25 protein-coding genes are annotated in these 22378 nt (G+C 70.4%); 13 read left to right on the forward strand and 12 right to left on the reverse strand.

The features are described 5' to 3' along the window. Positions 1-97: 97 nt before the first annotated feature. From ABZ656_RS07240 to ABZ656_RS07250, 3 genes are all read right to left on the reverse strand, one after another. Positions 98-1180 (reverse strand): chitinase, encoded by a 1083-nt coding sequence (locus ABZ656_RS07240; RefSeq protein ID WP_360265422.1) that lies wholly within the window; start codon positions 1178-1180, stop codon positions 98-100. A gap of 236 nt (positions 1181-1416) precedes the next feature. Further along, positions 1417-1968, reverse strand: coding sequence for a hypothetical protein (locus ABZ656_RS07245; protein ID WP_360265425.1), 552 nt, complete (start codon positions 1966-1968; stop codon positions 1417-1419). Between the two features lie 193 nt (positions 1969-2161). Continuing rightward, positions 2162-2347: a hypothetical protein gene (locus ABZ656_RS07250; RefSeq protein ID WP_101399380.1), complete on the reverse strand. Its 186-nt coding sequence runs from the start codon at positions 2345-2347 to the stop codon at positions 2162-2164. Positions 2348-2478: 131 nt separating this feature from the next. On the opposite strand from ABZ656_RS07250, the gene ABZ656_RS07255 reads away from it, so the two are divergent. Continuing rightward, a complete protein-coding gene (locus ABZ656_RS07255) occupies positions 2479-3042 on the forward strand; it encodes an ABATE domain-containing protein (RefSeq protein WP_101399382.1) in 564 nt (187 codons plus the stop codon). 24 nt (positions 3043-3066) lie between these two features. Here the strand turns inward: ABZ656_RS07255 and ABZ656_RS07260 are convergent, their stop codons facing one another. Then, positions 3067-3660 (reverse strand): ATP-binding protein, encoded by a 594-nt coding sequence (locus ABZ656_RS07260; protein WP_360265429.1) that lies wholly within the window; start codon positions 3658-3660, stop codon positions 3067-3069. 344 nt (positions 3661-4004) lie between these two features. Here ABZ656_RS07260 and ABZ656_RS07265 point away from each other — a divergent pair, with 344 nt between their 5' ends. From ABZ656_RS07265 to ABZ656_RS07300, 8 genes are all read left to right on the forward strand, one after another. Next, positions 4005-4601, forward strand: coding sequence for a TetR/AcrR family transcriptional regulator (locus ABZ656_RS07265; RefSeq protein ID WP_101399384.1), 597 nt, complete (start codon positions 4005-4007; stop codon positions 4599-4601). Positions 4602-4712: 111 nt separating this feature from the next. Beyond that, positions 4713-5222 carry a hypothetical protein gene (locus ABZ656_RS07270; protein ID WP_360265432.1) on the forward strand — a complete coding sequence of 170 codons (510 nt, stop codon included), beginning with the start codon at positions 4713-4715 and terminating at the stop codon, positions 5220-5222. Positions 5223-5281: 59 nt separating this feature from the next. Next, complete coding sequence (locus ABZ656_RS07275) at positions 5282-5755, forward strand: VOC family protein (RefSeq protein ID WP_101399388.1); 474 nt, start codon at positions 5282-5284, stop codon at positions 5753-5755. A gap of 48 nt (positions 5756-5803) precedes the next feature. Next, complete coding sequence (locus tag ABZ656_RS07280; protein ID WP_101399390.1) at positions 5804-6553, forward strand: SDR family oxidoreductase; 750 nt, start codon at positions 5804-5806, stop codon at positions 6551-6553. A gap of 369 nt (positions 6554-6922) precedes the next feature. Beyond that, positions 6923-8179, forward strand: a complete 1257-nt coding sequence (locus tag ABZ656_RS07285; RefSeq protein WP_360265437.1) for a serine hydrolase domain-containing protein — start codon at positions 6923-6925, stop codon at positions 8177-8179. A 236-nt stretch (positions 8180-8415) separates the two neighbouring features. Beyond that, positions 8416-9258 carry a PP2C family protein-serine/threonine phosphatase gene (locus ABZ656_RS07290; RefSeq protein WP_101399391.1) on the forward strand — a complete coding sequence of 281 codons (843 nt, stop codon included), beginning with the start codon at positions 8416-8418 and terminating at the stop codon, positions 9256-9258. Positions 9259-9328: 70 nt separating this feature from the next. Further along, positions 9329-10345: an MASE1 domain-containing protein gene (locus ABZ656_RS07295; protein WP_360265440.1), complete on the forward strand. Its 1017-nt coding sequence runs from the start codon at positions 9329-9331 to the stop codon at positions 10343-10345. Between the two features lie 94 nt (positions 10346-10439). Beyond that, positions 10440-10751 carry a hypothetical protein gene (locus ABZ656_RS07300; RefSeq protein ID WP_360265443.1) on the forward strand — a complete coding sequence of 104 codons (312 nt, stop codon included), beginning with the start codon at positions 10440-10442 and terminating at the stop codon, positions 10749-10751. A gap of 223 nt (positions 10752-10974) precedes the next feature. Here the strand turns inward: ABZ656_RS07300 and ABZ656_RS07305 are convergent, their stop codons facing one another. The 5 genes from ABZ656_RS07305 to ABZ656_RS07325 form a co-directional block, all read right to left on the reverse strand. Continuing rightward, complete coding sequence (locus ABZ656_RS07305) at positions 10975-11160, reverse strand: hypothetical protein (RefSeq protein WP_360265446.1); 186 nt, start codon at positions 11158-11160, stop codon at positions 10975-10977. A 337-nt stretch (positions 11161-11497) separates the two neighbouring features. Further along, a complete protein-coding gene (locus ABZ656_RS07310; RefSeq protein WP_360265449.1) occupies positions 11498-12184 on the reverse strand; it encodes an HAD-IA family hydrolase in 687 nt (228 codons plus the stop codon). Positions 12185-12507: 323 nt separating this feature from the next. Further along, a complete protein-coding gene (locus ABZ656_RS07315; protein ID WP_101399404.1) occupies positions 12508-13323 on the reverse strand; it encodes an alpha/beta hydrolase in 816 nt (271 codons plus the stop codon). A gap of 230 nt (positions 13324-13553) precedes the next feature. Continuing rightward, positions 13554-13907, reverse strand: a complete 354-nt coding sequence (locus ABZ656_RS07320) for a hypothetical protein (RefSeq protein ID WP_101399406.1) — start codon at positions 13905-13907, stop codon at positions 13554-13556. 73 nt (positions 13908-13980) lie between these two features. Further along, positions 13981-14667 carry a TNT domain-containing protein gene (locus ABZ656_RS07325; RefSeq protein WP_101399408.1) on the reverse strand — a complete coding sequence of 229 codons (687 nt, stop codon included), beginning with the start codon at positions 14665-14667 and terminating at the stop codon, positions 13981-13983. 703 nt (positions 14668-15370) lie between these two features. Here ABZ656_RS07325 and ABZ656_RS07330 point away from each other — a divergent pair. Beyond that, the gene (locus ABZ656_RS07330) at positions 15371-15658 is read left to right on the forward strand and encodes a hypothetical protein (protein WP_360265453.1); all 288 of its coding nucleotides are present in this window, start codon (positions 15371-15373) and stop codon (positions 15656-15658) included. 149 nt (positions 15659-15807) lie between these two features. Here the strand turns inward: ABZ656_RS07330 and ABZ656_RS07335 are convergent, their stop codons facing one another. The 3 genes from ABZ656_RS07335 to ABZ656_RS07345 all read right to left on the reverse strand — a co-directional run bounded on the left by ABZ656_RS07335 (position 15808) and on the right by ABZ656_RS07345 (position 18276). Next, entirely contained in the window at positions 15808-16584 is a 777-nt protein-coding gene (locus ABZ656_RS07335) for a hypothetical protein (RefSeq protein WP_360265456.1), read from the reverse strand. 87 nt (positions 16585-16671) lie between these two features. Then, positions 16672-17304 carry an RNA polymerase sigma factor gene (locus tag ABZ656_RS07340; RefSeq protein WP_360265459.1) on the reverse strand — a complete coding sequence of 211 codons (633 nt, stop codon included), beginning with the start codon at positions 17302-17304 and terminating at the stop codon, positions 16672-16674. Between the two features lie 558 nt (positions 17305-17862). After that, on the reverse strand, positions 17863-18276 hold the full coding sequence (locus tag ABZ656_RS07345) for a hypothetical protein (protein ID WP_360265462.1): 414 nt from the start codon (positions 18274-18276) through the stop codon (positions 17863-17865). Positions 18277-18447: 171 nt separating this feature from the next. Here ABZ656_RS07345 and ABZ656_RS07350 point away from each other — a divergent pair, with 171 nt between their 5' ends. From ABZ656_RS07350 to ABZ656_RS07360, 3 genes are all read left to right on the forward strand, one after another. Continuing rightward, entirely contained in the window at positions 18448-18942 is a 495-nt protein-coding gene (locus tag ABZ656_RS07350) for a DUF1877 family protein (protein ID WP_101399413.1), read from the forward strand. Positions 18943-19216: 274 nt separating this feature from the next. Beyond that, positions 19217-20011 carry a hypothetical protein gene (locus ABZ656_RS07355; RefSeq protein WP_360265465.1) on the forward strand — a complete coding sequence of 265 codons (795 nt, stop codon included), beginning with the start codon at positions 19217-19219 and terminating at the stop codon, positions 20009-20011. Positions 20012-20025: 14 nt separating this feature from the next. Further along, positions 20026-22365: a glycosyltransferase gene (locus ABZ656_RS07360; protein ID WP_360265468.1), complete on the forward strand. Its 2340-nt coding sequence runs from the start codon at positions 20026-20028 to the stop codon at positions 22363-22365. Positions 22366-22378: the final 13 nt, after the last annotated feature.

Raw genomic sequence — 22378 nt, forward strand, 5'->3', positions numbered from 1 at the left:
GCACAGGCCCTCGTACTGGACGTACTTGGGTCTGTGCCTGGTGCGGTGAGAGTGCGTGCATGGCGTCGCAGGGCAGACGGGAATTTGACGACAGGGCCTAGTCGATGCCGATACCGACGCCGCGCGTGAACGGCTCGAAGATGTGGCTGAAGGACCAGGTGTCCTGGGCGATGCCGGAACAGGAGTTGGCGCCGGCCGTGCCCACGCAACCGCCGTTGTCGCGCTGGAGGGCCCAGAAGGAGAGCGTGTCGATGCCCTTGGCGACCGCCCAGTTCTCCACCTTCACCGCGTCCTGCGGGGTGAAGGTCTCCTCCGGGCCGAAGTCGTCGATGCCGGGCATCTCGGTGACGCCGATCATGTGCCAGAGCTTCGCCGGGTTCTTCTTCGGGTAGAGCGCGGCGAGTTGGCCGTGCAGCCCGGAGGCGGCGGTCCTGGTGTCGGCCGCCATGTCGTGGGTGGCGCCGTCCCAGTAGTCGAACGTCATGATGTTGACGACGTCCACGCGCGCGCCGTTGTCGACGGCGTTCTTCAGCAGCGCCACGCCGTTGGGTGCGAGGCCGGTGGCGGTGGTCGGCAGGGTGTAGGAGAACTGCACGCTGCGGCCGGTCCGTTCGGCCCAGCGCTCCACCTTGGCGATGGCCTTGTTGCGGCGGTCGATCCCGGCGGTGTTGTTGATGGAGTCGGCCTCTATGTCGAGGTCGATCCGGGTGACGCCATAGGTCTTGACGAGGCTTTCGTAGACCGAGGCGATGGAGTCGACATCGGTGCAGCTGTCGGCCAGTTCGGTGCCGGTGGTGTCGGCGCTGTAGCCGCCGAAGGACGGGATGACGTTGCCGCCGCGCGCCTGGATCGTGGCGATGTCCCTGCCGAAGGTCGCCTTGGCGATCGGCTGGGTGGAGGCGCCGTTCCAGTACGCGGTGCACGAGCCCGCCGCGGCCGTCTGGAGAAAGGCCATCGTGAGGTACTTGTTGCCCGACTCGGCGGCGAGCGCGGCGGGGCTCTCGCCCGTCCACGCCTCGAAGTACGGCGCCGCGACATGCGCGGGCATGTGCCGCGCGACATGCGCGGGCGCCCGCTCCGCGGCGAGCGCCCCGCCTCCGCCGAGCGCGACCAGCCCGGCTGCGAGAGCGGTCGCGGTGGCGCCGGACAGCAGCGCGCGGAATGGCCCAGATCGTCTCATTGAGGCTCCCATGGTGTAAGGAAGAGCAGGTGGGGCAGCGGGAATCCGGAAAGGTGCGTGCGATGTCCACCGGTCGGTACACGCCGGAGAGCTCTCCATGACCAAGGGCGAACAGGGACCATGGTTGGACTAGACCAATTGTCTGTCAAGGTTCTTTACAGTTAACTGTTCAAAACATGCCGCAGCGGCTCTCGGAACCGGGCTGTTCCCCGGGAGAGTCGCGCGGTGAGTGTCGTTCAGCAGCCGGTGCCGGCCGGGGTGAACTCCATGCGGGCGTGCTCGTCCGCCTCGCGGGCTTTGCCGTAGGTGGCCGGGGTGACCTGGTACCAGACGTCGTCCCTGGCGGTGTCGCCGTCGACGTTGTCCAGGCTCACGCACCACCGCTGCGGCCGAACGGTTCGGGTGTACGTCTCGGTGCCGCTGCGGACCTTCTTGCAGCTCTGGTACCGCTCTGTGGTGTACCAGGTGCGGGTCGTCCGGTGCGTGCCCGTGCCCGTGCGCTGGGTGTGCCTGACCTGCCTGGTGGCGGAGGTGCACTTCCTGACCAGGTGCGGGCGGGTGGCCCTGGTGGTCTTCGCGGCGAGGTGGCGGACCGAGTCCCGGAGCCCGGAGACGGTGTCCGGGCTCGGCGGGGCCTCCTGGCCGGTGCCCGCACTGCTCTGACCGACGTCGGTCACGGCTTCCGGGTCCACGCCGCGCGAGCCGCCCCCGCCACCGCCGCCGCACGCGCCCAGCCCGGCTATGAGAACCGCGGTCGCTCCGGCCACCAGCAGCCGCTTGCCGAACATGTCTCCCCCTGAGGTCAGCGGCGGTCAGCGTAACGGATCACCGGCCACGCGGCGCCCGGGGGAACATGGGGAACCTAGCGCTGTCAGAAGACCTGCGTGAAACAGCCGAAGCCGATCACGAGCACCGCCACGACCGCTGTGAGGGCTCTGAGGACCTGTGGTGTTCTCGTCGTCATCCCGGACTCCTTTCTGTTCACAGGCAGTTGCGGACGAGCCAGTCGTCCGCGCTGTACGCGTCCCGCGCCGGGTCGGGCACCGTGGCGGGCCGCTCCTCGACCGTGTCCTCGAGCCGAATACGCTCCGGCAGCGCGCCGAACCGCGCCCGGCGTGCCGCCTCCGCGGCGTCGGGGGCCTTCTCCGTCCGCTCCGCCTGTGTCATCTCGCGTACCTCGCTTCGGTATGAGCACTTCGGTATGAGCACCGCAGTCGGTGACATCGGTCAGTCACCTGTTCAACTGGTGATGGTGTCCAGATGTTCCGGCCTCGCGCATCACCTGTCAAGATGGTGATGTGGATCTGGATCACGTCTTCGTCTGCGGGAACCCGGCACTCGACTTCGCCGCGACACTCCGCGCTCGCCGCTCGCTACGGTTCGAGATGCTCGCCTCGCCGGACCGCCTGGACGCCTGGTACCTGGAGTCCGGAGTCGTCGACTCCGTCGCCGGGAGCCAGGACTCCGACGTCGGGCGGGCGACGGCCGTGCGGGAGGCCGTCTACGCGCTGGTCACCGCCCGCCGGCTGGGTGACGCGTACGACGACGAGACCCTGGCCGTGCTGAACGCCGCGGCCCGCAAGCCCGCGGCGACACCGCAGCTCACCCCGGCGGGCCGGTGGACGGCGGCGACCCCGGAGGAAGCGCTGTCGACCGTGGCGCGGCTCGCCGTCGAGCTGCTGGGCGGACCGGATGTGCCGCTGCTCAAGGAGTGCGGCAACCCGGAGTGCACCCGGGTCTATGTCGACCGCTCGCGAGGCATGCGTCGGCAGTGGTGCGGCATGGAGTCCTGCGGCAACAAGATCAAGGCCGCGGCCTACCGCGCCCGTAAGAGGGAACCGCGGGCGGTCGCGACCGCCTGATCGGCGGTCGGCGCGCGCACCGGCTCAGTCGGAGGCGGGTGACTCCTGCGGCGAGGATGCGTTCACCGGCAGTTGGAACCACATGGTCTTGCCGGTGGCCGTACTGGTGCTGCCCCAGGCCTCGGCGAGCAGATCGAGCAGGTCGATGCCGCGCCCGCTTTCGGCGTCGGCGTCGACGACACGCCGTACGGGCCCGGTGGGGTCGGTGTCCTCGACCTCGCACCGCAGGCGGGAGTCGCGCATCTGCAGGTTGAGCCGCAGCGGGCCGCGTGTGTGGCGCAGGGCGTTGGTGACCAGTTCGCTGACCAGGAGCTCGGCCGTGTCGGTCAGGTCCTGCAAGCCCCAGTCACCCAGTTGCCCGGTCACCAGGCGTCGGCCCTGGCGGACCGAGGTCAGTTCCCGCGGCAGGGGCCAGGAGGCGTCCCAGTCGGTGGCACGGCCGCGAGGCGCGTCGAAGGGGCGTACGGGTGCCAGTGTGCGCGCCCAGAGGGCCTGGTGCCGGGCGAACCACGAGGTGACTGCGGCCTTCCGCCCCGACTCTTCCTGTCGGCGGCGGCAAAGCCGGGCAACGAATCCCAGGCGCGAGGTCGCGGTGAGGCCGATGGCCTGGAAGGCCATGGAGGATCAGTCCCTTCTGAAGCGTCGGCGGCCGGGGTTGCCGCGGCGGCGGGAAGTGCGTCGCTGACCGGGCAGGGCATGCCGGGCCTCGCATTCGCGTAGCACTCGCTACATCCCCAAATATACGCGTAGCGGGCGCTACAGTAAATACCTCGATGAAGGCAATAAATCGGACATACTGAATCCGCCCCGCCCCGCCCCGCCCCGCCTCGCCCCGCCCCGCTCCGCCCCAGCCCCGCCCCAGCCTCGCTCCGCTCCGCCCCGCTCCGCCCCGCTCCGCCCCGCTCCGCTCCGCTCCGCCCCGCGCAACGGCAACCGCCGACCCGACCGCACTGGGAGCCCCCATGCCGCGCCCGCCCGACCCGGCCAAACGACGCGACCTGCTGGACCAGGTTCGCGAGTACATGATCCGCAACGGCTTGGCGGACCTGTCCCTGCGCCCGCTGGCCCGGGCCTTGGGCACCAGCGACCGCATGCTCCTGTACTACTTCGGCACCAAGGAACGCATGGTCTCCGAGGCGCTCGCCCTGGACGAGCGGCGACCGCTCCTGCGTGCCCGGAGTCTGCTCGGTGCCGTTGACGCCGACAGGGACCTGGCGTGGCTCCGCGGCTTCGTGGAGGAGGTCTGGCAGCGGTTGAGCGCCCCCGGCCTGCGTGCCGCGCTCCCCCTCTATCTCGAGATCATGGTCACCGGTCTGCTCCGTCCCGACCGGTACGGACCCGTCATGCGCGACACGTTCGCCGAGTGGAAGGGCCTGTTCACCTCCGCCTTCCGTGAGATGGGCCTGCCTGAGGCACGAGCCCGCACGGAGGCGGTCCTCCTGGTCGACGCGTGCGCCGGTCTGGTCGTCGGAGCCCTGGCCGACGGCGACTGGGACCGGGCCGACGCGGCTTTCCGTGTCCTCCTCGACCGCCTCGAACCCGGCTGGCGAGCCATGTAGCGAACGCCGCCCAGCCGCGCGCGACACTGTGGGCGACGTCGCGCGAGGGTCCGTACAAACCGGTACGTTGGGAGTGAAGGGCACATCTCCGCCCCCTGTGGGAGTCCCACCATGCGCAGGATCAGTCAGCGCTGCCTGAGCGCGGTCGCGGGCCTGGCCGCCGTCCTCGTCGTCGCCCCGCCGGTGTCGGCCGCGACATCGACCCCGCACAGTCTGCCGAACACCCAACAACGCACGGAAACGTTCCAGTTGGTCGCCAAACAGACCCAGTCCGAATCCCTCGACCTGGGCAAGAAGGGGATCGGCCGGGGTGACCAGCTCGTCATCGCCGAGGACCTGTACCGCGACGGCCGGAAGATCGGCGACCACAGCGTGGTCTGTGTCTACGTCCACCTCGATCCGAGCGAGCTCCAGTGCGTGGGCACCTTCGCTCTGCCGCAGGGGCAGATCACCTCGCAGGCGCTGCTCCACCTGCCGCCGGCCCCCTCCATCGACATCGCCGTCACCGGCGGTTCGGGCGCCTTCGGTTCGGCTCGGGGCTACGTCCACACCGTCCCCGCCGGGAAGACGGTGCGCAACCTCACCTTCCACATCACCGTTGACGGCCCTTCAGGAAACTGAGTCCCCGTTCCGCACGCCGGCGTGGGCGGTGCGTCGACGACGAGAAGAAAGACCTCCGCATGGACCTGAAACTCGAAGTCATCGTCTTGCCCGTCTCCGACGTCGACCGTGCCAGAAGTTTCTACGAGGCGGCGGGATTCCGGATGGACGCCGACCACGCCGCCAATGACGACTACCGGGTGGTGCAGTTCACGCCGCCCGGCTCCGAATGCGCCATCATCTTCGGCAAGGGGGTCACCTCCGCCGAGCCCGGCTCGGTCCGGGGCCTTTACCTCATCGTCCCGGACATCGAGAAGGCCCACGCGGAGCTGAGCGGCCGAGGCGTCGAGATGAGCGAGGTGTTCCACGACGCCGGAGGGATCTTCCAGCACGGCCATGGAGCCCAGGGGGTCACCTACCAGGGCGGGGAGGCGGAGCGGGTGCCCGGCCCGCACCCCGACCGCGCCGACTACGGCTCCTACGCCACCTTCAGCGACCCGGACGGCAACGGCTGGGTGCTCCAGGAGGTGAGGAAGCGGGCCCCCGGCCGCTGACACCACGTGCCCATGACAGGAGAACCAGGCTGATACCCGGAGGCAGAGATGACGGGCAGCGAACCCGACCACGGCCATGGCCTCGCCGACCGGACGGTCGTGGTCATCGGCGCCAGCGCGGGAATCGGCCTCGAGACCGCCCGCCAGGTTCGTGCGGACGGCGGCCGGGTGGTCCTGGTCGGCCGCAACCCCGAACGGCTGCGGCAGGCCGCGCTGGAGCTGGACCCCGTCGCCACGGCAGCGTTCGACGCCACCGACACCGACCGCCTCCGGCAGTTCTTCCAGGACCTGCCCGGACCGGTCGACCATGTACTGGTCACAGCCGGCGGCCCCTACTACATGCCGTTGGAGAGCATGGACCTCGCCGACGCCCGCCGCGCGTTCGACGAGCGCCTCGGCATGACACTCGGGGTCGCCCTCTACAGCCGTGACAAGATCCGCGCCGGCGGCACCCTGTTGTTCATCGGCGGCACCGGCGGCCGACGCCCCGGTGTCGGCCTGGCCATCGCGTCGGCCGCCACCGCGGCTCTGCCCGCCCTCGTTGCCAACCTGGCGCTCGAAATGGCGCCGGTCCGGGTGAATCTCATCGCCGCCGGGTTCGTCGACACACCCCTGTCGGCCTCACTGCTGGGGGATCAGGTCGATGCCCGGCGCGAGGAACTGCGCACGAGGCTTCCCATCCGACGGGTGGTCGGCCCGGCCGATGTCGCCGCTCTCGCCGTGCACATCATGTGCAACGGCGCGCTCACCGGCGCCACGTACGACATCGACGGCGGCCAGCAACTCCTCTCCCACTGAGAACCGCCACGGTCTCCTTGTCCGGTCCTCGGCGGGCTTCACGTCCATCACGAAGTCGCGGGTGTCCGCGCTGCGGTAGAGGCGGTACCCGTAGACGTACCTCTCGCTGCTCCCGTCCGGGAGGGCGAAGGACAACAAACGCCGGGGCGACGGGGCCTCCGCCGCCCCGTACCCCCGAGGGCCGGAACTGCACTTCGCCACCTATCACCTGGGCCACTTCGCGCTGACCTGACCCGCAGTCGGTTGTCGGGGTGTGGTCAGGGTTTGCTCAGGGATGTTCCCTGATGAGCTGGGCCGGCGGGCGCAAGAGACTCGTGGGCGGGCCGGTCGACCGTCGGTCCGACCGCCACCACTCCGGAGAGCCTCACCGTGAACTCCTCTGCCGCCCTTACCCGTTGGACCACCGTGACCGCGTCCGGCGCCGTGCTGGTCGCCCTGGCCGCGGGGATGGCCGCGCCGGCCTCTGCCGTCACCCCGGCACCGGCGCCCGCCACCGCCGCCGCGACCGGCGCGCCGCTGCCAGGGCTCGACCCGGCCGAGCTCCGGGCGGCCATCGGTGGCCTGCCGAACGCGGACGTCACCGGCGCGCTGCTGCGGATCACCGGCAGCGCGGGCCACTGGTCGGGCACCTCGGGCGTGGGCGACCTGGAGACCGGTCAGGGTGTCCCGACCGACGCGCACATCCGGATCGGCAGCATCTCCAAGGTCTTCACCGCCACCATCGTCCTCCAGCTCGCCGCCGAGCACCGGATCGACCTGGACAAGCCCGTCCAGCAGTACCTTCCGGGCGTCCTGCCCGCCGACCTGCCGCCCGTCGAGGTCGGCCGGCTGCTCAACCACACCAGCGGCCTGCCGCGCGGCGCCGCGAGCCCGGACTTCGGCGACGGCAGCCCCGAATGGTTCGCCGCCAACCGCCTCAAGAGCTTCACCCCGCAGCAGGTGGTCGACCTGATGGCAGGCCGGCCGATGGAGTTCGCGCCGGGCACCGCGCAGCAGTACAACGGGATGAACTACTACGTCGCCGGCCTGCTGGTCGAGAAGATCACCGGGCACACCTTCGCCCACGAGGTGCGATCCCGGATCACCCGGCCGCTCGGACTGCACGACACCTACGTCCCCGCCGCCGACGACCCGCGCCTGCCCGGCCCGCACTCCCACGGCTATCTGACGGTCACGTCCTCGGACGGCACCACGCACCCGGTGGACGTCACCGAACAGAGTCCCTGGCCCTGGGCCGAGGGCGGCATGATCTCCACCCCCGCCGACCTCGACCGTTTCATGACCGCTCTCTTCCGCGGCCGCTTCCTCCCGCCGGCCCAGCAGGCCGAGCTCTTCACCGTCCCCGACGTCCCCAGCTTCCACAGCAGCCAGTGCCGCACCGAGGCCGACGCCGGCCGTGCCTGCATGACCATGGGCATCATGCGGGTCAAGGCTTCCAACGGTGTCGTGGTCTGGGGCAAGACCGGCTCCCGCCCCGGCTGGACCAGCGGCGTGTTCGCCACCCGCGACCTCTCCCGCAAGGTCGTCTACTCCGTCGACCCGACCAACCTCGACGGCACCGAGATTCGCTACGTCCAGCAGATCGCCGCCGCCTCCTTCGGCCCCGTGGTCCCGGCCACGAACTGACCCCGTGCGACCGGCGAAGGGCCGTGTGGTCGGTCGCCTCCGGTGATTCATCAGCCCCGGCGGCGCCACTCGCGGCGTAGGTGCCGGTCACGCGGCACGGAGGCCCTCAGGTTCTGTTTTCGCTGGTCGTGGCAGTGACGGCGCCGTGTGCGCCAGCAGGATGAGCTGCCTCCAACAGGGGTACCGTGAACTCGTGACCTATGGCGCAAATGCGAAAAAACCTGAAATGTGATGCCATGCCTCGCCGCCGCACCGATTCGTCCAGTGGGACCGCAGAGCTGCTGAACACGCTCGGTGATCTCACCGGCCGGATACTGGACTTGATCAAGGTCCAGCAGGCCCGCGTGGAACTCGCTGCCGCGCTGCAGCGCCAGGTCCTCGCCGCCGAGCTGCCGGTCCTGCCATACCTGCAGGTGGCGGGACGGTACGCACCTGCGCGGGCCGGGCTGGACATCGGCGGCGACTGGTACGACGGCTTCCTCATGCCGGACGGCTCGGTGGGATTCGTGATCGGAGATGTACAGGGCCACGATGTCGAGGCCGCGGCTCTCATGGGGCAGGTGCGCACCTGCCTGCGCGCCGTCGCCACCGCCACCACGGACCCGGCGGAGGTGCTCCGGCGCACCAACGATCTGCTCGTCGCCATGGACTGCGGGCTTTTCGTGACCTGTTCGTTCCTGCGCTTCGACCCGGCCACGAGCGAGCTCGCCGAAGCCCGCGCCGGGCACGTCCCCGCCGTCTGGGCCACGGCCGACGGCTGCTGCGACATCGTCCTGAACGACGGCGGTCTGCCGCTCGGCATCCAAGCCGGCGAGAGCTACCGGTCGACCCGCCGACCGCTCACTGGCGTGGGCGCGTTCGTGCTGCTCACCGACGGTGTGGTGGAAGGCCCCAGCTATCCGATCGAGGAGGGGCTCGAGCAGGTGGCCGACCTGCTCGTCGGAGCCTGCCGCACCGACCCCGAAGAGCTGGCCGCACAGGTGATCAAGGTGGCGGATCTCACCGGCCACAGCGACGACGCCGCGGTCCTTGTCCTTCGCTACGGAGGCCTCCAGGAACAGCGGCAGGGCGAAAGATGAACGGCATGCGAGGCATCCGCGACCCCGGCGGGGTACGCCTCGCCCGCTGTGACCGCCGGGGTGGGCGAGCATGAGCGATGCGGCGCGCGACGAGCGGCTCCGGCGGTACACCGTCAAGGGCCTCCAGGTGGCTGCCGTCGCAGCCGCCTACTACGTCAGTGCCAAGATCGGGTTGCAGCAGCAACTGGTGAGAGGGCAGGTCACGCCGCTGTGGCCGCCCACCGGCGTCGCTGTCGTCGTCCTGATGCTCTGGGGCCTTCGCATGTGGCCAGGAATCGCTCTCGGGGCGTTCGTGGTGAACGTGATGCTCGGGCCGTCGATCCTACCCGTGCTCGCCATCGCGGTGGGCAACACGCTCGCCCCGGTCTGCGCCTACCTCCTCCTGCGGCGTGTGGGATTCCATGCCGCACTCGACCGGCTGCAGGACGCTCTGGCTCTGGTCTTCCTCGGGGCCTTGGGCGGGATGCTGATCAGCGCGACGCTCGGTACCGGAGTCCTGGTGGCCTCCGGCGCGCTGGCGGCCCATGATTTCTGGCCGACCTGGTCGGTGTGGTGGACGGGCGACGCGATGGGGGTCCTGGTCATCGCGCCGTTCCTGCTGGCCGTACGCACCGTCCGATGGCCACGCGGCGTACCTGTCCTGCGCTGGGTCGAGGCGGTGGCGCTGCTGGGCGGCACGGCCGTGGTCGGCGTGGTGGCCACTCACAGCTCGGTCGACCTTCTCTTTCTCGTCGTCCCCTTCCTGATCTGGGCGGCCTTCCGCTTCCAGCTGGTGGGCGCCGCGCCCTGTGTGCTGATCGCTTCCGTGATCGCGATCGACGCGGGTGCCGCCGGGACGGGTCCGTTCTCCGGTCGCGATCTCCTCGCCAAGATGGTCATCCTGCAGGCCTTCAACGGCACCGTTTCACTGACGGCCCTTCTGCTCTCGGCGGTCATCACCGAGCAGAACCACACCCTCCGGGAGATCGAAGGGGCCTGCGAGCGCCTGACGGAGGCGCTGTCCCGGCTCGCGCCGGACGAGACACTCGACCAGTGGCCGTCTTCCCGCCCGGAAAGGCCGGAGCGCCAGAAGTGGCATCGCCCTTGAAACGTGCAGGGTTTTGACTGCTGGAGTCGGCCTCCCGGATGCCGGCCCTCTCGTCGGCACGGCGGGACTCCGACGCGGACGAGGAGCCCGCCGCGTGAACGACCCCCGGCCCGCGATCGAACCGTTCCTGGCCCGCCTGTGTGGTGGCGAGGTCACCGACAAGAACTGCGTCGGCTACTTCATGAACGAGTTCGGGGAGGAACTCGTCTTCGCCCAGCGCCGGGGCGAGAAGACCGGCCGGCTCTGGCACGGCCCGGATCAGATGGTGTCGATCCGCCAGGCGATCACCCCGGTCGACCCCGTGGTGCCGCCGACATCAATGCGTACCGGCTTGTGCACGGTGATCCGCTGCTGGACCACCGACTGGTCGCACGGCACCTGTCGTCGAAGACCAGGCGCCAGCTGATCTCCGCGATTCGATAGCGGCCTTGCCGCTCGTCGGCCGCTTGGGCCAGCGCCGCCGGTACCGCGGCACGATCCTGCGGTGCGATCAACACGTGATCCGGAAGCGTGGCGAGCATCGCCTCGTAGGCCGCGCGGGACTTCCCTGCGGTGGAATCCCCCACCAGCAGCACGAATCCGTCCCGCGCCAACTGCTCGCGCAACTCCTCGTCGATGTCGCGCGGCACTTACACCGGAACCCGTTCCGCCGTCGTGGCAGCAGCGTGCCCGGGCGGGGAGACCACGCCGTCCGGGGCGGGATGCACGCCCAGGCGGAGCGGATCAGCCGCCTGGGCCACCTTCGGCAGCCGCCCGTCGGGCAGTACCAGACAGCCGTTCTCGATCTTCAGTGCCCGCTCGTCCCGCTGTTGCACGGCGCTTGTAGCGCTCCTGCCACACCGCGGCCACCGCCACCAGGACGGCCGCACCCGCGACCGCGGCGCTGACCGCCCATTGGTTCGTGATCTTGAACGTGCCCAACAGAGCCGGAGCGGTCGCCAACACCGCCGACCCGGCCACGACCAGCAGGAGTCGGCTCTCCCGCCACCCACCCGTTCCCATCGAACCCGTTCCCGTCAAAGCGCACCCCCGGAACTGGGATAGCGGGCCGACACTCATCCGCGCAAGAGGATCAACGGCTCGAAGCGTACGAGCGCTCTGCGCGTCCGGATGCGGCGCTCCGACGCCGTGATCACGCCGGCCACAGGGAGATCATCCCGCTGCCGCTGATCCCCTCGGCTCGTGAGGACGGGTTCCGGAAGTGACGGCGAGGATGTCGTTGATCGCTTCCCGCAGGCTCCCGTAGTGGCGGTGTACGCCGTCCACCGCAACGGGTGCGTTGACCCCCCACACCGTCATCCCGGCACGCAGCCCGGACTGCACACCGGAGGGTGCGTCCTCGATGACCAGACAGTCCTGCGGCTCGGCACCGAGCCGCTCGGCGGCCAGTAGATAAGGGACGGGCGAGGGCTTGCCTTCCTCGACGGAGGCGGCGTCGACGATGAGGCTCGGGACCGGCAAGCCGGTCCGGGCGAAGCGGCCGCGCACCCGGTGCTCGTAATTCGACGTCACCAGTGCCCAAGCCTCCGGCGGCAGAGCCTCCAGCAGCTCGGACGCACCGTCGAAGGCCGCATACGCGCCGGAGCGGACGTCCTCGTCCTTGAGTTCATGCAGTGCGGCCAGGCACTCCTGCGGGTCACGGTCCGGAACGACCTGCGCGAAGGTCTCCAACGGCCTTGTCCGCAAGGCCACTTGGTAGACCTCGTCGGGGTCGAGTCCGTATCGCTCCGCCCACACCCCCCAAACCCGGCGCTGGTTGTCCACGGCATCGATCAACGTGCCATCGACGTCGAACAGGACGTACTTCCTGGCTCCGGGCCGAGCAGGTTCACCAATCATGTCCTGATCATGCCATCAGGGCCCCGAGCAGGCAGTTTGCACACCTGTGTTGCGGCCACGCGGCTCCATCCGACTCGCAGCACCCCAACTCCGTATCGACGCTTCAGGTGCCTCCCCCGGCAAACGGGATCCGGCACCACGCGCACCCCTCGGACGCGAGCCGGTTGACCCTCCCCTTACGTCAGGCTCAAGGCTGAGGTCGGACGAAAGGGCAGATGCATGGGCTGCTCCGTGGGGCAGGTCTCCTCGCTCGCCGGGGTGACCGTGCGTACGTTGCATCACGGCGAGCGGGGCGGAACGGAACGGGCAGGGGTACGACGCGGTCAGGCCGACGCGTCGGGCTTGACGATCGTGCTGACGAAGTCCCCGATCGCTCCGAGAGTGCGTCCCATCTGCTCGATCTGCGGGAAGTGCCCGGCGTCGGGGATCGGGGCGAAGTGGCCGTTGGGGAACGAGTCGGCGTAGCCGCGCCCGTACTTCAGGGGCGCTATGCCGTCCTCCTCGCCCCAGACGACCAGCACCGGCACGGTCACCCGGTGCAGTCGGCCGCGCAGCTTCGGGTCGTACGTGAACCCCTCGCCCCCGTACACGGCGAGGGTCTTCTGGTTGGCGGCGGCCGCGGCCCGCTGCGCATCGCTGAACGAGGCGAAGTCGGGGCGGAACTGCGCGTTGGCGAAGGACAGTTGGCTCACGTCGACCGGGGTCAGGGTGCGCGGGTCGACGACCCGGTTCTCCTTCATGTGGGCGTGGATGCCCACCGCGTTCAGCAGGGTCAGCGCGCCGATCCGGCCGTGGTTGTCGCGCAGGGCCATCTCGGCGGCGATCCAGCCGCCGATGGAGTTGCCGACCACCATGACGCCCTTCAGGTCCAGGGTGTCGAGCAGATCCAGGTACGCGACGGCCAGGTCGGCGACGGTGTCGAACCGCTCCGGGCGGGGAGTGCCGTCGAAGCCGGGGTGGGTCGGCGTGACGACGTACACGTGCTCGGACAGTGCGGAGGAGATCCCGGCCACCGTGCGTGGGCCGGCACCGCCGTGCAGCATCAGCACGCCGGTGCCCTCGGTGTTCTCGCCGTACTCCTGGATGGTGACGGACGGTCCGCCGGACAGGTCGACGGTGCGGGAGGTGGGGGTGGTCATGTTGAGGTCCTTGCCATCGCGTGGTGAGAGCTGACTCTCATGAATCTAGGAGGTCGGCTCTCTTTATGCAAGTGAACTCTCATGACGAGACCTGACTGTCCTGAAATGGCCCGGCCATGCAAAAGCCCCAGGCGACTGGCCTGGGGCTGCAAGAAGAGGAGGAGCGGGTGACGAGAACCGAACTCGCGCTCTCGGCCTGGGAAGCCCGGTGCGCGATGGATGCCCTGTGGTCAACCGTCGTCAGCCGCCCCACGGCGACCGTCGAAGTCCTCCCATGCCTGTCGCTGGATCTCCTCGGCGTTCGCGAGGAGCTTGTCCAGGGGCTCCGCGGGCCCTGAAGGGGGAGGGGGCACCCGCGTGAGCGTGTCGTAGAGGTACTCGCAGGCTTCGGCTTCGGTGCCGAAGCGCCGCACGACACTGTCCTGGGAGCGTTGGCGCAAGCCGACGGTCCAGGCATCCGCCGCACGGCGCAGGAAGTAGTAGGCGTCCGGTTGGACGGGCACGTCGTGCACACCGGCGATCTCGTAGAACGCCTCGGGCACGTCCGCCTCGCGAAGTCTTTCGACGAGTTCCGCGCTGTCCATCAGGTCCGTCCCGTCGCCCGGTTCAAGGTGGCCCCTGACGTGTGAGTCCGAGGCCACCCCGGGCGCTGTGAGGTCAGGCTACCGGCAACGCGTCCAGGTACTTCGTCGTGACGAGGTCCGCGACCGACGGTTTCGTCACGTATTGGAGACCCAGGCCGGGCTGGCCGAACCAGGGCCTGATCGGGCCGGCCTCGACGGCGAACGGCTTGAGGACCCGGTAGAGGTGGTAGCTGTACGGATAGTCCTTGACGTAGGTGTCGAGATTGCTCGGCGGAATCGCGCGCTTGGCGTACGGCGTGCCCGCGGGGGCGAGGAAGTTGCCGAAACCGCTGCCGAAGAGGTCGACCAACTGGCCCTGGCGGAGCGTCACGGAATGCTCGACCGGCTTGCCGTTCCTCAGCACGAAGCCGTTGTGGTCGGGATACCACCAGCCCGACTTCCCCGTCTGGGGATCCGTCTGCCAATAGCACCCGAGGAACCAGTACGCGGAGGTGTGGTCCGTACGGTGATAGCCCCGCAGCATGCTGCCGAAGGCGCCACTCTGGGGGAGGTATCTCGGTCCCAGCCGCCAATCGTCGAGGTAGTAGCGCTGGTATGCCGTTTGCGGTGCGGTGTTGGACCCGCGGTTGTGGTGCGTGGTCGGGCAGTATGCGGCGTTCCCCGCACGGGGATGACCGGCTTGGGCCGTTGCCGGTGAGATGCCGATCAGCAGGAGGAGCGATGCGAGGGCGCTCCCCGCGAAGGCGCGCAGTACGCGCATCCGGTGTCCCTTCTCTTCCGGCGCCAGCCAGGCGCCGTGCGAGGGCAGGCAGCCGGTCCCGATGACCGGCTGCCTGCCCTCACCGTGTTCCAGGGCTCAGTTCATGCGCGGCATGCGTACGAGGGGCGAAGGCGCCGCAGATGGTCACCCGAACTGATGAGCACAATTCCTCGGACAGCCGAAGACCGGAGCCGGTGGCCCGGCCCGCGCGGGACTCCCTGGTCGGCCGCACCTCTTTTTCCGCGTCCGGCCCGCACGCAGTGGCACCGGCGAACGCGGTCGGCGGAGCGGCATTGGTGGACGGAAGAACGGTCGGTACGGTGAACACCTACGCCGCGAAGACCTCCTACCGGCAAGTGGTGTTCACCCGCACACTCGGCACCACGATCACGACCCACAAGGTGCAGTTGCGGATCCTCTCCGGCAGCACACCCGGAAGATCCGCCGTCGCCCTGGACGCCCTGATGGTCACCCGCTGGGCCGACTGCCCGGGCCGTGAGACCGCTGGGACGCCCGGGTGGCTACCAGGACAGGGCGTCCGCCGCGTTGTCCTGCCAGTAGGTGACGGTGGCAGCGCTGTTGAAGAAGGCACCGTACGCGTCCGAGCCGCTCCCCGGCCCCGACCCCCGGAACGCCGGACGCCAAGCCGTCGGTGCACAGCACTGACACGAGTGCCCAGGACAGTGATGAGGTCCCGCTCACGGTGAGCACCCGCACCTATGCCTGGGACGACCCGCAGTGCGAGGGGAAGTACCTGATCAACCGGCCTCCCGGCGAAGTCTCGCCACCGGTGATGGGGCAGGACGTGCCGGGCTGGGTGAAGGCGCACGGCGCCATCGCCGCCGACGGGCAGCGGGTGGCGCTGACCGTCCAGGGCACCGGGGACGAAACCGTCGTCATCGAGTCCATGCACGTCCGCGTGGTCGACTCGAACATGCCCCCCCGGCCTGGAACGCGTACCTGGGGTCGTGGGGCTGCGGCGGAGGCGTGAGACGACTCGCACTCTCGGCTCGGGAAGTGGCGGCGCTTGCCGGCTGCCCGGCGGCAGACCAGCGTGTACACGCTGTGCCGACGCCGCCGCGCAGACCTGATCGCACCGCTGGTAACCGTGGTTGTCCGCCCCTACGGGCACGGCGGGGGCTACTTGTGCCTTCCGCCGCCCTTCTTGCCGCTTGCCTGGCCGTTTCCGGCCGCGTTGCCCGTGCCGCCGGGGCTGTTGCCGGAGGTGCCGTTGCCTGAGGCGCCGGCGCTCCCCGCTTTGCCGTTGCCGGCGGTACTGCTCGGCGCGGCCGTCGCCCGCGCCAACTGCTCGGAGCAGTACGCGGCGACCTTGTCCTTCCCGCCGGCGGCCGTGACGAGCCGCTGCCAGGCCCGCGCGTCGAGCGCTTTGCCGCGATCCTTGACCTGCTCGTAGGCGCGGCAGTGGGCTTCGGTGTCCTGGGCGGTGGCCGGGCCGTCCGTCGGTCCGGGGACACCGGAGGGCGCCGACGAGGCCTCGCCGCCCGGCTGGTCCGGGGCGACCGCCGACGGGTGCGCGGTGCCCCGCCCGGCACCGTCACCGTCCGTGGACGAGCCGACTGAACCGATGGCCGCGACCGCGACCCCACCCAGCGTGAGGCTGGCGAACACCACGCCGAGCGTCATTTTCACAGGACGCCTGGCACGTCGCTGCGCGGGCGGCCGCCAGTCGTCCCGGCGCCGGGTACGCGCCCGGTGCGCGCCTGCGTCATGGGCGGCACGGAAAGCGGTCAGGGCCCGCTGCTCGGCCTCCGGGTCGAGATGGCCTCCGAGCAGGACGGCGCCCAGCTCCGTCTCCAGCGTGGCGGCGTCATGCACCTCCCACGGGTCGGACGCGGCGCCGCCAGGGTGCACACGTCGACGGCCAGGAACTCCGTCGCCGCCCAGCCGTTCACCCATGTCCGTTTCCGTTCCTGTTCGACCGGTTCGATTCGTCCGGCGTTCCGAGCCTGATGCCTGTCGGTCGGTCACTGTTGCCGGCGTCGTTCATTTCGACTCCCCCAGCGTTGGGGAAGCCTCATTCGTCACACCCTTGTCCGATGCACCGGCGACGCCCAGCTGGCGGGCGAGGCGTTTCAGGCCCCGGTGGGCGGCAGTGCGCACCGCTCCCGGGCGCTTGCCGAGGACGCGTGCGGCGGCGGGACCGTCCAGGCCGACGACGACCCGCAGGAGCACGGCCTCGGCCTGGTCCCGCGGCAGTCCGCGGACCAGTTCCAGCGCCCGCTCGGTGGACAGGGACTCCAGGGCCTCTTCATGGGTGCTGTGCCGGCTGGGCAGGTCCAGTACGTCCTGTTCGGTCCCTCCTGTCCGGGGCCGTACGCGCTGGCGGCGCAGATGGTCCAGCGCCCGGTGCCGGGCGATGGTCGAGGTCCAGCCGCGGAACCCGGCCCCGTCCCCCTTGAAACGGCCCAGATCACGCGCGATCTCCAGCCAGGTGTCGGAGGCCACGTCCTCCGCGTCGTCGCCGACCAGGCCGCGCAGATAGCCGAGCAGGCCCGGCTGCACGATCCGGTATGCGACCGCGAAAGCGGTCTCGTCGCCGTCCTGGGCCCGCGCGACCGCCGCGCCCAATTCCCCGTCGTACGCCTGTACACGCCGGGGTTGCCGTACCTGGCCCAAGACTGTCCTCGTTCGTACCGGGTTCATGGCGAGTGCGTGCCGTCCGCCGTGCTCCGGTCGCATCGACGGCCCCATGGTGACCAGCGTCTGTCCTCACAGAAATGTCACAACGCCTGGGCGCCCCTTCACGTCGTCGCCGGCGACCGCCACCCGGCCGCCGAGGACGCGAGGGCGGGCGCGGGGAGCTCCTGAGAGCCGCGCCGCGCCGGGGACACGTGCCCGTGCCGGGGTGTCCGGGGCCGCCTGACGGCTCCTCGGAGCCCCGTGGATCCGGTGTGCCCAAGACGCGGCGCGACCGGCACTGTCCCGGTCGGGTGACATTTCGCGCCGGCCATTCGCCGGGTGAGTGCCGGGTCCGGTACCGCGCAGGCCGAGGGCGCCCGCCCACCGGACGCCGGCGCCGCACCCCCCGGACCTCTCTCCGTGCCGTTCTTCACTCCCCCGTGAGCGGCACGGAGAGGGACGGCGCCGGCCGGAACCCCGCCCACTGCACGCGGTTCCGGCCGCCCCACGCACGTATCGGGCCGGTGGCGGGCGGTCCGGCGCGGATCACGGACCTCACCGCGGCCGCCGATCCCGGGGTTCGGGTGTGCCCGCCGTCGCGTCGCGGCACAGCAGCCGCAGTGAGCCGTGTCCGGCGAAGCAGTCGCGGGCCTCGTCGATGGGATCCCACAGCCGTCCCTCGGCCGTGCGGATCCAGTGGTGGCCGTCCGCCTCCCACCACTCGGCGCCCGTTTGACGGACGATCACCTCACCCGCATACGCCCCGAAGCCGCGCAGCACGCTCTCCACGGCGGCGTAGGGTGTGTCCTCCCGCCGCAGGTCGTCGATCATCCGGTCGACGCGCCACAGGCTGGATGCCGAGTAGTCGAGGCGCAGCCGTGCCCCCTCCCGCATCGTCGCCACCGTGTCCGCCGCCCACCGCACGGGCCTGGCCGCCGCATGGGGTCTCGTCTCCTGATCTGTCGTCACATACGAAGAGAGCGAGGTCGGCGGTCGATCCGTTACGCGGTTCCGGGGGGATTCCCGGCAACCGGCGCGGTACCGCCCCACCCCCGCGCGCACGACGGTCGAGGTGTCTTCCCCCGAAGCGGGTCCGTCGGGCCGCGTAATGCTTCGGTGTCCCCGTGCGCTCCCTCTGGCATGAGTACGTACCTCCGTCTGCGAGCGGTGCCGCCCCCCGCACTGCGCAACAGTACGACCTGGCTCGAACGACTCTTCGAGGACGACTCGGAGACCGTCCGACGCCGGGTCGGTCGGCACCGTGAAGAGGAGCTGGACAAGCGTTATCTGGACCAGGAACGCATCTACGCCGGGGCTCCCCCGCATCGTGCCGAAGACCGGCCTCAGACCCAGGTGGTGCTCGGTGGCCGGCCGGTGTTCCGCGCCGACCGGCACAAATCGCCGTTCCTGGTGCTGACGGCGGCCCAGGCCCGCCGGGTGGCCGGGTTCCTGGCGATGGCCGACTTCGACGCGCTGTGGGATTTCGCCCGCGCCGAACTGCTCCCGCGCTACGGCGGCGTGACCGCGGAGCCCGAGACGTGGCATGCGTTCGCGGTGGCGCACCAGGAGTTGAGGGCGTTCTACGCACAGACGGCCGAGTGCGGGGACGCGGTGGTGAAGTGGCTGCCGACCTGAGGCGCGCGTAGGGCGCGGGTCAGGAATCTGCGGCCGACACAGGCGCCGCGTGCGCGCCTCGCCGAGGGCGACCGGTGCGCTTGCTCCACGCCGGCCGTTCTCCCGCACGCGGGCCCCGGGCAAGCCGTCGTCATGATTGCTCACCTTTCGTCCGGCTCGTTCCTTGCGGTCGAGCAGGCCCGTACGGCGAGGCCGAGGTGTAACACTTCCGGCCGAGTGCGCTCTTTCCATGCGGACGACCGCGTCGGTCGGCCAAGGACAGGGGGCACGACTCGTGCAGCGAACGGACGAAAGCGGCGGGGCGTACGGCGAGGATCCGTACGGCCGTGCCGGGCACGCGTATGCCTACGGCTACGAGCACGGCGGCAGCGTCGGCACCGACACGGGCACGAGGTCCTCGGACTCGGTGGAACTCGCGCAGTGGACGCACCCGGAGTACGGCACCCATGCGACGGGGACGGACCCCCACGCCACCGGAACACATCCCTACGTGGCCGGACCGGACCCCGCCACGGCGGCGTGGGGCTCTTCCCACGGCGACGTCCTCACCGTGCCGCCCCCGGAGTTCGACACCGGCGCCCCCGTACCGGAACCGGAGACTCCGGCGAACGAGTCGGTGCGGCCCGTCTTCGTCGACTCCTCGGGGCGACGCCGGCGCCGCGTACTCCGCGCCGCCCGGCTGCTCGTGATCCCCGCCGGCGGCTACGTCGCCCTGCTGATCAGCACGATGCTGGGCGGACCCACCATCAGTTCTCCGTTCGTCCCGCAGCCGGACTCCACGCACCCGACCACGCCCCGGGCGACCGCGCCCGACGCCTTGCCCGGCACGGGCCACTCCACAGGGACCGCGAGTCCCACCGCAGGGCAGCGGAACTCCGGCCCTGTGGTGCAGGAGACCTCCGGTCCCACCGACCGGTCGGCCGCCTCCACCGCTCCCGCGGCCACGTCCGGGCCCATCGCAGCGCCCACCAGGATCACGTCCCCGACCTCGAGCGCCGCTCCCGCCCCCGTCTCCACCCCTGCACGCAAGGGTCGTGCCATCGGCTCGTCCCACCGTCCCGTGAAGTGATCAAAGGCCCTGACGTGACCGATCGCCGATGCCGCAACGCTCCTGCTCGCCGCCGCAACCGCACCCGCCGGACCACGCCCCGAACCCACTGGCTGCTGCTGAGCGTGCTCGCGGTGACCCTGTCGACGGCCCTCTTGCTGCAGGGCTACACCCACCACATGTTCGGGATCGCATCGGACCACGTGACCGGCTCCCATGGGCGGAACGAGGCTGTGCCCAGCCAGGTGATCCATGGCGGCCCCGTGATCGCGGACGCCGCCACCTCTGCGCACACCGCCCAGGTGAAGGCCCACACCATCGCCCTCACCTTCGACGACGGCCCCGACCCCGTCTGGACGCCACGGATCCTGGACGTGCTGCGTCGCAACCACGTGCACGCGACCTTCTTCGTCGTCGGAACCCAGGTCGCCGCCCACCCGGAGCTGGTCCGCCGGATCGTCGCCGAGGGCCATCAGATCGGCATCCACACCTTCACCCATCCCGATCTGGCCCGGCTCGCTCCCTGGCAGCGGTCCCTGGAGCTGCGCGAGACGCAGCTGGCGGTGGCCGGCGCCGCGGAGGTCACCACCGCACTGCTGAGGCCGCCGTTCTCCTCGGAGAACGACGCGCTGGACGATGCCGACTGGTCCGTCCTCGAGCAGGCCGACGCGGCAGGCTATGTCACGGTGCTCTCCACCCGGGACGCCGAGGACTGGCAGCGTCCCGGCGTGGACCGCATCGTCGCTAATGCGACACCCGACGGCCACGCCGGACAGATCGTGCTCATGCACGACGCCGGCGGTGACCGGTCCCAGACCGTCGCCGCGCTGGGTGCACTGGTGCCACGGCTCAAGGCACAGGGCTTCAAGTTCGCGACGGTCTCCGACGCGGTCGGCATGACCGCACCCGTCCGGCCCGTCGGGCTCGGCGACCATCTGCAGGGGCTGGCCCTCATCAAGGTGCTGCAGGGCGGCGACCGGGTCGTGTGGCTGTTGGGCGTGTTGATGTACGCGGCCGGGGCGCTCAGTGTGCTGCGCGCAGTGGTCGTGCTGATCGCCGCCCGGCGGCACCGGCGCCTGCGCACCGGGCGCCGGAGCCGGTCCTGGGGACCGCCCGTGACCGAGCCGGTCAGCGTCATCGTTCCCGCGTACAACGAGAGCGCCGGGATCGAGGCGGCCGTGCGCTCACTGCTCGCCTCGGACCATCCAGTGGAGATCATCGTGGTGGACGACGGTTCGACCGACGGCACCGCCGACCTGGTGGAGTCGCTCCGCCTGCCGGTACGGGTGATCCGCCGGCCGAACGCGGGAAAGCCCGCCGCACTCAACACGGGACTCGCCGCCGCCACCTTCGACCTGGTGGTCATGGTCGACGGTGACACGGTCTTCGAACCCGACACCGTCCGCACGATCGTGCAGCCCTTCGCCGATCCCCGCGTGGGGGCCGTCTCGGGCAACGCCAAGGTCGTCAACCGTGGCGGCATGCTGGGGCGCTGGCAGCACATCGAGTACGTGGTCGGGTTCAACCTCGACCGCCGCCTGTTCGACCTCGCCGAATGCATGCCGACCGTACCCGGAGCGGTCGGCGCGTTCCGCCGCCAGGCACTGCTCGACCTCGGCGGCGTCAGCGACGTCACCCTCGCCGAGGACACCGACCTCACCATGGCACTGTGCCGCGCCGGCTGGCGTGTGGTGTACGAGGAGGGCGCGAAGGCCTGGACCGAGGCCCCCGCGTCACTGAACGCCCTGTGGCGCCAGCGCTACCGCTGGTGCTACGGCACCCTGCAGGCGATGTGGAAGCACCGCGGCGCGCTGGTGCAGCGCGGTGCGGCCGGAAAGCTGGGCCGCCGGGGCCTGGGATATCTGCTGCTCTTCCAGGTACTGCTGCCACTGCTCGCACCCGTCGTGGACATCTTCGCCCTGTACGGGCTGCTCTTTCTCGACCCGGTCCGGATCATCGGGCTGTGGCTGGCCTTCCTGCTGCTGCAACTCATGATGGGCCTGTACGCGTTCCGCCTGGACGGAGAACGGCCCGGCCCGCTGTGGAGTCTGCCGCTGCAGCAGTTCGTCTACCGGCAGCTGATGTACCTGGTGGTGATCCAGTCCGTCTTCACCGCTGTGTCGGGCTCACGGCTGCGCTGGCAGCGCATGGAGCGGTACGGCAGCCTGCAGGCCCCGGTGGGCGCGGAGGCGCGCGGCAATGACCTCCCTCCGCAGGATCCCGGTTCTCCGCAGCAGGCGCCGTACGACCCCCTCCCGCAGCAGGCGCCGTACGACCCCCTCCCGCGGCCGGCACCGTACGACGGCCTTCCACAGACCTCCGCCTTCCCCGGTCTCCGGCAGCCCGGACCGTCCAAGACACCGCAGTCGTACTGAGAGGACAGTGATC

It is taken from the genome of Streptomyces sp. NPDC007095 (assembly GCF_040634475.1).
Taxonomy (GTDB): domain Bacteria; phylum Actinomycetota; class Actinomycetes; order Streptomycetales; family Streptomycetaceae; genus Streptomyces.

Excerpts from the sequence above, each read along its gene's own strand:
- ABZ656_RS07315 (WP_101399404.1), bottom strand. The coding sequence starts at position 13,323 with ATGACCACCCCCACCTCCCGCACCGTCGACCTGTCCGGCGGACCGTCC.
- ABZ656_RS07280 (WP_101399390.1), top strand. The coding sequence starts at position 5,804 with ATGACGGGCAGCGAACCCGACCACGGCCATGGCCTCGCCGACCGGACG.
- ABZ656_RS07295 (WP_360265440.1), top strand. The coding sequence starts at position 9,329 with ATGAGCGATGCGGCGCGCGACGAGCGGCTCCGGCGGTACACCGTCAAG.
- ABZ656_RS07240 (WP_360265422.1), bottom strand. The coding sequence starts at position 1,180 with ATGAGACGATCTGGGCCATTCCGCGCGCTGCTGTCCGGCGCCACCGCG.
- ABZ656_RS07250 (WP_101399380.1), bottom strand. The coding sequence starts at position 2,347 with ATGACACAGGCGGAGCGGACGGAGAAGGCCCCCGACGCCGCGGAGGCG.
- ABZ656_RS07320 (WP_101399406.1), bottom strand. The coding sequence starts at position 13,907 with ATGGACAGCGCGGAACTCGTCGAAAGACTTCGCGAGGCGGACGTGCCC.
- ABZ656_RS07310 (WP_360265449.1), bottom strand. The coding sequence starts at position 12,184 with ATGATTGGTGAACCTGCTCGGCCCGGAGCCAGGAAGTACGTCCTGTTC.
- ABZ656_RS07325 (WP_101399408.1), bottom strand. The coding sequence starts at position 14,667 with ATGCGCGTACTGCGCGCCTTCGCGGGGAGCGCCCTCGCATCGCTCCTC.
- ABZ656_RS07335 (WP_360265456.1), bottom strand. The coding sequence starts at position 16,584 with ATGGGTGAACGGCTGGGCGGCGACGGAGTTCCTGGCCGTCGACGTGTG.
- ABZ656_RS07350 (WP_101399413.1), top strand. The coding sequence starts at position 18,448 with ATGAGTACGTACCTCCGTCTGCGAGCGGTGCCGCCCCCCGCACTGCGC.
- ABZ656_RS07245 (WP_360265425.1), bottom strand. The coding sequence starts at position 1,968 with ATGTTCGGCAAGCGGCTGCTGGTGGCCGGAGCGACCGCGGTTCTCATA.
- ABZ656_RS07270 (WP_360265432.1), top strand. The coding sequence starts at position 4,713 with ATGCGCAGGATCAGTCAGCGCTGCCTGAGCGCGGTCGCGGGCCTGGCC.
- ABZ656_RS07275 (WP_101399388.1), top strand. The coding sequence starts at position 5,282 with ATGGACCTGAAACTCGAAGTCATCGTCTTGCCCGTCTCCGACGTCGAC.
- ABZ656_RS07290 (WP_101399391.1), top strand. The coding sequence starts at position 8,416 with ATGCCTCGCCGCCGCACCGATTCGTCCAGTGGGACCGCAGAGCTGCTG.
- ABZ656_RS07260 (WP_360265429.1), bottom strand. The coding sequence starts at position 3,660 with ATGGCCTTCCAGGCCATCGGCCTCACCGCGACCTCGCGCCTGGGATTC.
- ABZ656_RS07265 (WP_101399384.1), top strand. The coding sequence starts at position 4,005 with ATGCCGCGCCCGCCCGACCCGGCCAAACGACGCGACCTGCTGGACCAG.